The sequence below is a fragment of the uncultured Paraglaciecola sp. genome, assembly GCF_913058035.1.
Classification (GTDB): Bacteria; Pseudomonadota; Gammaproteobacteria; order Enterobacterales; family Alteromonadaceae; genus Paraglaciecola.
In genome coordinates, this window is the sequence record NZ_CAJXPA010000035.1 from 22,643 (window position 1) to 32,973 (window position 10,331).

The 10,331-nt window shown below is 42.0% G+C and carries 7 protein-coding genes; 4 read left to right on the top strand and 3 right to left on the bottom strand.

What is annotated here, in order from left to right; translation table 11 throughout:
• Positions 1–176: 176 nt before the first annotated feature.
• Complete coding sequence (locus QZ562_RS06755) at positions 177–3,188, top strand: glycoside hydrolase family 3 N-terminal domain-containing protein (protein WP_293758619.1); 3,012 nt, start codon at positions 177–179, stop codon at positions 3,186–3,188.
• A 330-nt stretch (positions 3,189–3,518) separates the two neighbouring features.
• Positions 3,519–3,656 carry a hypothetical protein gene (locus QZ562_RS06760; protein ID WP_293758621.1) on the top strand — a complete coding sequence of 46 codons (138 nt, stop codon included), beginning with the start codon at positions 3,519–3,521 and terminating at the stop codon, positions 3,654–3,656.
• Between the two features lie 605 nt (positions 3,657–4,261).
• On the opposite strand, the gene QZ562_RS06765 is transcribed toward QZ562_RS06760, so the two are convergent.
• Both QZ562_RS06765 and QZ562_RS06770 read right to left on the bottom strand, forming a co-directional pair.
• Positions 4,262–5,302: a serine hydrolase domain-containing protein gene (locus QZ562_RS06765; RefSeq protein WP_293758624.1), complete on the bottom strand. Its 1,041-nt coding sequence runs from the start codon at positions 5,300–5,302 to the stop codon at positions 4,262–4,264.
• Between the two features lie 216 nt (positions 5,303–5,518).
• Entirely contained in the window at positions 5,519–6,829 is a 1,311-nt protein-coding gene (locus QZ562_RS06770; RefSeq protein WP_293758626.1) for an aminotransferase class V-fold PLP-dependent enzyme, read from the bottom strand.
• An 865-nt stretch (positions 6,830–7,694) separates the two neighbouring features.
• On the opposite strand from QZ562_RS06770, the gene QZ562_RS06775 reads away from it, so the two are divergent.
• On the top strand, positions 7,695–7,997 hold the full coding sequence (locus QZ562_RS06775; protein WP_293758629.1) for a DUF6172 family protein: 303 nt from the start codon (positions 7,695–7,697) through the stop codon (positions 7,995–7,997).
• Positions 7,998–8,104: 107 nt separating this feature from the next.
• On the opposite strand, the gene QZ562_RS06780 is transcribed toward QZ562_RS06775, so the two are convergent.
• Positions 8,105–8,275, bottom strand: coding sequence for a hypothetical protein (locus tag QZ562_RS06780; RefSeq protein ID WP_293758631.1), 171 nt, complete (start codon positions 8,273–8,275; stop codon positions 8,105–8,107).
• A gap of 528 nt (positions 8,276–8,803) precedes the next feature.
• Between QZ562_RS06780 and QZ562_RS06785 the strand changes: the two genes are divergently transcribed.
• Positions 8,804–9,520 carry a phytanoyl-CoA dioxygenase family protein gene (locus QZ562_RS06785; protein WP_293758632.1) on the top strand — a complete coding sequence of 239 codons (717 nt, stop codon included), beginning with the start codon at positions 8,804–8,806 and terminating at the stop codon, positions 9,518–9,520.
• Positions 9,521–10,331: the final 811 nt, after the last annotated feature.

A 10,331-nucleotide genomic window follows, 5' to 3' on the forward strand; every position in this document is an offset into this window, starting at 1 on the left:
GCACAGCTGATACATTGATAGGTAAACGCCTGATTTTAATATACAACGTTAGCATCTGCTTATCGTCGTTTATTCACTACCTTCAAACTTAATTCAATAGGAATAGAGATTAAAGTAATTCAAATTAAGATACAGTAAGTTAAAGTAATTTATGAATCAAACAGGGAACGTAACCAGTGCCTCAAAAATCAGATAACAACGGCCTATTAACCTTTAGTTTACAGTCCTTTCGACATCCTATGAGTCTGGCTATTATCGCCCTTGCGCTGAGCGCATGTGGTGGCAGCAGCTCTGAGCCAAGTGCACCTGCTGAGGCTATCGTTATCACTCCTACTCCCGTCGATAATCTACCTTTAGCCGCAGCGGACAGTTTTAGTACTGAACAAAATACTCCCTTAACTGTTGATCTTGCGGCTAATGATACAGGTCTTGAAGACAGTCCAGTCACCTTCCGGATTGATACACCAGCCAGTAATGGCGCTGTTACCATTAATGAAACCGGCAGCGCGATCTATATTCCTGATACAGATTTTAGTGGACCCGATAGTTTTGCTTATCGGGTCATCGACGTCGACGGTGATGAGTCCAAAGCGACCGTTTCTATCAGTGTTACTTTTACTCCCGTCGACAATCTACCTTTAGCCGTAGCGGACAGTTTTAGTACTGAACAAAATACTCCCTTAACTGTTGATCTTGCGGCTAATGATACAGGTCTTGAAGACAGTCCAGTCACCTTCCGGATTGATACACCAGCCAGCAATGGCGCTGTTACCATTAATGAAACCGGCAGCGCGATCTATGTTCCTGATACAGATTTTAGTGGACCCGATAGTTTTGCTTATCGGGTCATCGACGTCGACGGTGATGAGTCCAAAGCGACGGTTTCTATAAATGTTATTCGTAGTAATACCTCCTTCCAGTGGCCTGCAGTAAATAGTGTGGTAACGGAAGATGTCGATGCAACAGTTGGCTTTATTTTAGCTGAGATGACAACGGCGGAAAAAGTAGGACAGATGGTGCAGGCAGAAATTGGAGGGATCAGCATTGATCAAGTGCGTGAGTATGATTTGGGCTCTGTGCTAAACGGTGGAGGTACTTGGCCAAAGGGCAAAAATTCTAATATTGCAGATTGGGTTGAACTGGCAGACAGTTTTTATGTTGCCAGTACAGATGTGAGTGATGGTGGGGTAGGTATCCCGCTTATCTGGGGTACCGATGCGGTGCACGGTCATAACAATGTTGTTGGTGCCACCATCTTTCCTCATAACATTGGATTAGGTGCAGCCAATAATCCCCAGTTGATGCGTCTGATTGGTGAAGCTACGGCTCTGGAAGTGGCCGTAACCGGGATTGATTGGGTATTTGCACCCACACTTGCCGTTGTGCGTAATGATCGGTGGGGGCGAACTTACGAAGGTTATTCCGAAGATCCTGAAATAGTCAAAGCTTATGCAGGTGAGGTGGTTATAGGCTTACAGGGCGATGCGGCCGAGCGTTTTGGGCCCGCTCATGTGATTGCCACCGCTAAACACTTTATTGGTGATGGTGGCACGCAAAATGGCACCGATCAAGGCAATACCGTTGTGACTGAAACCGAGTTGCGGGATATACACGGCCAAGGCTATGTCTCAGCATTAGGTGCTGGCGCCCAGACTGTTATGGCTTCTTATAACAGTTGGAATGGGTCAAAGTTACATGGTGACGCTTATTTATTAACAGATGTGTTAAAACAGCAGATGGGTTTTGACGGTTTTGTTATTGGCGATTGGAATGGTCACGGTCAAGTACCGGGCTGTTTCGACAATCAATGCGCGCAAGCCATTATGGCAGGTGTCGATATGATGATGGTGCCTTTTGCCTGGCAGGAATTCATTCAAAATACTATTACTCAGGTTGAAAATGGCACGATCCCCATGACACGTATCGATGATGCAGTGACCCGTATTTTGCGGGTGAAAATGCGCGCGGGTTTTGCTAGCAAAATTAAACCCTCTCTTCGCTTGCACGCTAACAACGAAGAATTATTGGGCTCTGAGGCTCATCGCAATATCGCGCGTCAGGCGGTCCGTGAATCATTGGTGTTACTGAAAAACAGTCATAATATCTTACCTCTGGCGCCTAATGCGAATGTAATGGTTACGGGTAGTGGCGCAAATAATATTGGCATGCAAAGTGGCGGTTGGACCTTAAGTTGGCAAGGTACAGGGAATGTTAATACTGATTTTCCTGGGGCGACATCGGTTTACGACGGTATTGAATCGTTGGTTAACGCTGGTGGAGGTACCGCAAGACTCAGTACTAATGGTGCCTTTAGCGATATCAAACCTGATGTGGCCATTGTAGTATTTGGTGAGTCACCTTATGCAGAGGGGGTAGGGGATTTAAACACGATTGAATATCAGGCTGGAGATAAGTCAGACTTGGCGCTGCTGGAATCTCTACGTGCGCAGGATATTCCCGTGGTATCAATCTTTTTAACGGGTCGTCCATTGTGGATAAACAATGAACTTAACGCCTCTAATGCTTTTGTTGTCGCTTGGTTGCCTGGGAGTGAGGCTGGGGGCATAGCGGAGGTTATTTTTAAAACAGCCGCAGATACTATTAATTATGACTTTAGCGGAAAACTTTCCTTTTCTTGGCCAAAGCGTATGGATCAGACCGTTATTAATCGTCACGACACTGACTACGATCCGTTGTTTGCCTATGGGTTTGGCTTAACCTATGAGGACATAGATACTTTGGGCGACAATCTGGATACGACTGACAGCAGCACCGGCCAACCCGCGGTTGTTTTTTCAGTGCCGGGTACTATCGAGGCAGAGCAATTTGCAGCCATGAATGGCGTGCAAACTGAGGTGTCTACTGATAGTGGTGGCGGAACAGGTGGCGGCACGAATATAGGTTATATCGATATTGGTGATTGGTTGGAGTACAACATCGATGTTCAAAATCCGGGTCGGTACTTGATCGAATACCGACTTGCCAGCAATACCGGCAGCAACGGTTTTATCACACTTACTGATGGCATAGAGATTGATAGACAGTCAGTGCCTAACACCGGCGGTTGGCAAACATGGATAACTCAATCAGCAAACGTCGACTTGCCGTCCGGCACACAAACCCTGCGCATTAATGCGACAGGACCTGAGTGGAATATGAACTGGATACGCTTTAGCCTCGCTGATTGAGGTAGAAAGTGGGCATTGTAATAGAAACCGTTATGCCCCTAATGTTTTTTAATTCCATCCTGTTGGCTCATTCTTTTTGAGGAGCTAGTACAACACTTGAAATGGCATTGCTTTTTTAAGTGTTGTCACCCGGCCGCAAATTAATAGAACCGCCTCAAACACTACTTATTCAAAAAAGAACGGTTCTAACTTATTAACTCCAATCTCTGGTGGCTCCGCCACTGCTTTTCCCACATTTAAAGTTTCAGCTAAAAATGGCCTGTTTTGGGGCAAATGATTGTAGACTCCTCGCGGTACAAACATGGCGAGCGTTGTCAGGTCTTAAATTTTGTGCAAAATACAAGACCTGGCATGATTACCTATGAAAAAAAAGTGGAGTCTGAAATGCTCGCACAACGCAAAACGTTCGCTGCTGTGAACTCACACGGTAAAATTCCAGAAAAGACCCGTATATATTTAATGGAATAATCCACCTACCTTGTTTATTAGAGCAATATGATTTAACAGGGTCAGCGCTCCTTCAAGAATATAGAATTATTCAGCAACGAGCTTGCGAACATTTGATTGTTCTGGTCATGGTTTTAGTTCTTTAACGATAAGTTGCTGTTTCTAAACTGGGTATTGTAGTCCAATTTGTAATACTTTAAGTCCGATGTCGTTCGCTGTAAGCGTCCACTTGGGGTTTGCCTTAAATATGCCATCTATGGTCGTTGAAGGATCATATCTTAATTGATGACTCCAGGTCCAAAGTAAACATTTAATTGGTTCTGATCCCGCAGATTGCTTAATTTTACACTTGCCTTTTTACTGAGGTAATAGCACCAACCATATGATAAAACTCGATGCCATCTAAATACGTAGTATTAAAATGCACGATGTTGGCGTATTCGTTCAACAAGGTATAGATAGTCGTCATGATGACACGACTGCTGCGGGGCGTGGATATTTGTCACCGTGTTCGGTTTTAAATGTTGGACGAAAATACCCTCCTTCGAAGTGATGCTTTTAGTTTAACTGTAATATGACTTGTTGTTTGGTCAATGCTTTAGCTGGTTTAATAGAGGTTTTGTTGATTATGTTTTTGTTTCACTTCTCAATATTTTTACAATCCGAGAATATACGATTTCCGCTAAATTCCAGTCATATCCATCAAAGTTGGTTGTATTATTAAATTGAATAACCACTGTGTCGATATCTTTGTGGTATTTGGCAATGCTCTGATAGCCAACTAGTAGACCTGTGTGTTCGTATTCGTAAATGGATGAATAGATCTCTTGTTCTCCTGCATTAAACACGGAACCATCGTTTAAGGCCCGCAAAAATATACCTACATCCTCTGCGGTAGCCAGCATTAAGCCTGTATCATCAGTCTTGACATCTTCCTCAAAGCCAACGTAATAGCCACTCATTACCCTGTTTATATCCACTTCATTAAGTGAGCCGAAAGTGTTTTTCAAACCAAGTGGTATCAGAATTTCCTGTTTGATAAATTGCTGATGTTTATAACCCACAACTTTATCAATGAGATCAGAAATCAACATATAATTGGTATTTGAATAGCCATAACCTTTACCGGGTGCAAAGTCCGCTGGTAAATCCAGTGCGTAATTTAGTGTTTCTTGTTTGTTTTTTGGCGGGTTGCTCCAAAAATTTGGATGGTCTACAAAATTAGGAATGCCACTTCGATGCTGCACCATCATTCTTAAGGTGATGTTGTCTGCATTTTCTATTCTACCTACCAATTCTGGAAAGTAATTAGCGAGTGACTTATCTAAAGACAGGCGTTCGGCTTTGACTAATTTTGCAGTAGCTACAGCGACATATAATTTGGTGATACTGGCAATTTTGAATAAGGCATGTGGGTCGGCAGGTATTTTATTTATTCGATCATGCCAGCCTGCAGCATAAAACGCCGGTGGTTTGCCAGCTTGGTCTACATAAACAATGATCCCGTCAAAATTATGATCCAAGGCTTCAAACACTTGTTCTTGAACATTCGTGGGCAAGGGTGTTAGCCAAGCCCATACCAAAACCCAGGGCACATAGAACATAGAGGTCAGCGTGCTAACAAGTAATACAATCCTGAATATTTTTTTGGTTTGATTTTTCTGCATATTATCTCTGTTCTGTACGCTTTATTAATATGCCAATAATACTCTAGCCACAATAATATTTGTTAATACCTAGGGGTAAACAAGACGATTGTTGGGTTAATTAGCTTGAATAACATGCTAAATTATCGAAAGTTATCGTAAGTCTACGTAGTCAGCATTGCATGGGTCAAATACATAAAATAGCAGGGACACTATGTACCCCTGTAATGGGTATTACTAAGCTATTGCCTGAATTTCGGCCAGAGCTATCTCGATTTCCTGCTCATTATTAAGCAGTGAAGGGGCGAATCTAGCATAACTAACACGATAGGGCGTGTTGCTCATAATAATGCCTTTTTCATGCATAGTTTTTACCACCGCCTCAGGTTTCATCCCTTGTACGTCAAAACAGACTAGCCCCGATGACAGTTCATTACTGGCCGGTGTGTATAACTTCACATGGGCCATTTTTGCCAAGCCTTGTTTGGTTTGTTGATTTAACTCATGAATGCGTTTTTGCACATTGGCTTTGCCTAATTGCATATGTAATTTAAATGCCTCAGGTAATGCCCAACGATGCTCAAAAGAATGAAATCCACCCGGAGACATGTGTTCACCCACAGATACTTGATCTTGTGTCATTCCCCCCATCCACACGTCGTAAGACGCACTAAAACTGGGTATCACTGGCTCATTTTGGGACCATGCTTTGTCATTACCCCAAATAATCCCTGTACCCCGTGGGCCAAATATCCACTTGTGGGTGCCTGCGATAAAAAAATCACAGCCCAATTCGCTGATATCTTGATTTTCAATTCCAAAACCGTGAACACCATCTACACAAAATAGTATCTGCTGGTGGGTTTTTCGTTGTTGGTTGAGTTTATTAATGCTGTCTGCCATGGCCCTGATGGGTAGCTTGACACCGGTCGATGAATGCACCCAAGTTGCGACAAACACACGGGTATTACTGGTTATCCCGGCTTTCATACGCTTAAGTACGTCGTTTACGCTGACTTTTGCGGGGTCATCATATAAGGCTATTCGGTTTACTCTAGCTCCTGTGCGGTTGGCTCGGTGTGCCAAAGACATATCAGTGGAGTAGTGATCGTGCACCGTTTGCAATACTTCATCACTAGGCTGCAATTTTAATCCACTATAAACAACGCCTAGTCCCATGGTAGTGCTGTCAGTGAGGGCTATGTTTTCAGCTTTACCGCCCATGTATTGTGCCGCAATAGTGGATATATCGCGGTCTATCGTTTGGAAATGTTGATGCCAATAATCTGAAGGGTTTTCATCAAATGCCAAACGATGTTTCTCGATAGCATCGGATACAGGTTTGGGATGAGAGGCCAACAAAAACGTCGATAATTGAATATATTTTCGGGTCAGGGGAAACATATTACGTAATGCTGCCCAGTCCCCCGGTTGAATGCTCCCATTGCCAACGGTTGCTTTAGGTGAAGCGGTAAGCACGGCATTAGGTACCAATAAACTGGCCCCAATACTCAAGCCCAATCCATTTAAAAATTCACGCCTTAACATGTTTACCTTCCTTTTTTGTTTTGTTATTTGTATTCGTCAACGACGAGCTCTCCTTAGGGATGTATTTTGAGCTCACTGGTGCGCTAACTGCTACGCTAACTGGAGTTATGTCGATAAAGTGATTTACCTATTGTAGTTTAGGGATCTTAGATGCGCTTTTATTGCATGCAGTTGAGGTGTAAATCAACATAATGGATTTGCACTTCCATTGAATAGCTGAAGGTAAAATGGATTTTTGATAAACACAGCTTGGCCAAGTTGAAGCACCCCACAAAGCAGTTGAGATTGTGGATTGGCAACCGAGTGCATATCATCATATATGTGCGAGTGACTAATATGATGTGTTTGAATCAGGTAGCAAAGAAGCGACTAATAGCGACCTATTAATTCATCACATAATTGATGAACATAAATACAAGGAGTTGGGCAAGTCATTGGCTTGAACGTATTTAAAATTTAAGTTTTCTTACAATGACTGTTTCTGTCATTACTTCGATTCATCCAATTTCATAGTTAGGGAAAACAGTATTTGATCTTAGTAGCGGTTGTGTTGAGGATACTCGCTTTCTGTTTTTTTGTGTTTAGCCTGCTCATCCCCAAAATCAGGCTTAATCGATTGTTCAATAAAAACAGGTCTTATCTTACTCGGTGCTGAGGACACTTTTGCAACTGCGGGTGACAAGGCGTTATTAGATACATCTATTAATAAGGTGTTCTTGTATAATCAGCAGATAAAATGTGCATTAATTCCGCTACTTGAGAGTCGATGCGATTAGCCTATTAAACAGGCTAGCTCGCCTTTCCTTAGTAACACATCACGTCAACCAAATGCCTAGTATCCATTAGGCCAATACGAGTAATTAATATGAAAAAAACGTTCATTTTGTCTCATCCTAAAATCAAATTGCCAAGGTTGGTCGATAATATCAGGCATGAAGTGAAGAAATATCTTAGGCGCGAAAGAAACAAACTGGTTCCGGATGGCGCCGATTTTTGGAATTTTGACTGCCGTTTTGGTACGGACAAAGACAATACAGAAGTGATCCATCTTGGAGCCATTAATCAACATATTGATGCAGCGGAAAAAAATGAATTGGCGTCATTTTATTTAGAAATTATCGCCACACCTGGCTTTAAAAAAACGAGCGACGGCTCAACTAACATTTAACGGTGGAATATTTGGCAGCCACTATAATCGAATTTAATCCTGTCGTTGTCGTTTCAGAAAATGATAAGCCTATTCATAGAAACTGCGCGGTTGGACTTGACTATAAATCAATCTTTTTTGCTTATGGTTATCTCAATGTTTTTACTGGCCCCGGCAAACCATTTTTGCACATAAATGCTACCGATAACGGGTGGCATCCCCTCTTCTGGTATTTCTTTATACCTAACACTGTTTTTATTTTGCTTTTCAAATTCAAACTTAACTTTCTGTTCAGACATCTGTCACCCTTATTATTCGAAGCTTAATGTATGGAATACAACCTAACATGACCTACTTTCATTTGCTTATGTCACATAATGAATCACCAGACCAAACAATAATTAGCGTGGCTGTTTTGTTTATTGCTGAACATGCTATTTTTTTGCGCACAACACTCGCCGTTGAGGGGCTTTGACAGGTATTGTTCAGCTAGCGTATTGATTACTATAAGGTTGTCTGAGTCCAAACGCTGTAGATGAAAAGTATCGACTGTAGTGGATATACCCACAATTGAATGCCCAGCCTCGCTATCTCAGGCAGGGAGTCAATACCAACAGACTATTCATGGCAAAAGGGGCCCTAATTCAGGTTTATCCTGCGATTTTCTGTTGTCTATGTTGCTCACCAAAATTATTGAGAATAGAAATGATAAAAATGGATAACTAATTGACAAGTATTACTTTACCAATATCAAGGAAACAACTTATCATAATATTCAGCACTTGGGACGACTGACTCATACTATTTAATAGGTCTAATGAAGAAATATGAATATTCAAAAGTTAGCAAGCGAATTTTGGCAGCAAGGCTTCTTGGTTATCGATAATTTTTTTGACAATGAACTTATGGATAATTGTCAGCAGCACATTATGACGCATTTTGGAGAAGATCCTGATTTTGTTCACAATGAAGAATTCCTCAAAAAGTCGGCTACGGATGTTATTCCTTGGTTTCCTCAAGAGCAGGGCATTGAGGACTTCGACATCCCCAATAATGATCAAAGACTCAAGGCATTAACTCAAGCCATTTTAGGTGAAAATTGGTCAAACCTTTATGCCATGGTGATGTTTAGTAAACGCGGCTCAAAAGGTCAAGCATGGCATCAGGACTCACCTCCAGAAGACAAATCCAAGTTTAATTTGAATCGATTGGTTTACTCCATGGATATTAATGAGCACATTGGCGGGCAAACGTTGGTCATCCCAGCTACCCACCTCGAAGGTGCCATAACAGTAGGGGATATCAATCAAGACTTTGCTAATCAAGTCGTTTTAAGCCCTAAAAAAGGAACGTTGGTTTTATTACATGGCCACACGTGGCATCGAGTATTAAATATAAAAGGTCAGTATCGCGTTTCAACCAATTATCGCTGTTGTCCTGCAGGCACGCCTAGCGACATAACTGATATAGCTGTCTATAGGAATATGCGTTATCAGTTTTCATCTGGCACAGTGATAGAAGACCGACTAAAGCAGCATGAATAGTTTCAGAGCGTGTCCCAATATCATGCTTTATTAGTGAGCTATGTTACTTGGTGTGCAATTTGAGTAATGTGAGTGTTACACGACACGGTGAGTGAAGTAGCAGCGCAATATCATTTAATCTTGGACTCAGAGGTTTTTCCTTATGAACAGCACAGTTAAAAATAAGTAAATATTGTGTTGGTGGGCCTTAGGCGCAGTTCGTATCGCCCAAATTTTTGCCAGCGCAGAGACGTTTGCAGCTAAGTATTCTATTGATGCTGCTAAGATTTTAGTGTAACTGAAGCGCTAAACTCACTTGGTTTCCACATTGCACTGTATATTTTGAGAGTAAAGCCATTGCCTCCAATATGAGCAAAATAAACAATTTTTTTTTCTTAATGTGGGCTTGTTATAAAACTCGGAATACAACAAAAATAAGGTTTCGTCTGCTTCAACGATCCCCGAAACGTTTTCAATTTGTATTTCGGTTGGTGCTTTCAAAAAGCGATGCTGCTATCTAAATGTGCTGATGCAGGTAGAAGGTTATAGCGAGCATCGACAAATCGACAGGAAAGCCGATTTGCAAGGCGTCTTCTGTCTGTAGGAACAGGCGCGGGGAAGTGTCTAACGAACATTCGTTGGTGACCCAAAAGATACTCATTCACCTGAATAAAAAGTTGACGAAGTCTTTGAATTAATGCCCCGACAAAGTAGAGCACCGTCTCAGATAAGTCTGTTTGAATAAAAGCAGTTCTTCATCACAGACAAAAAACATATTAAAAACTGGTTTGCACAACAGCGGGGGGACGCCTGTTTTGAATTCTGAATTACC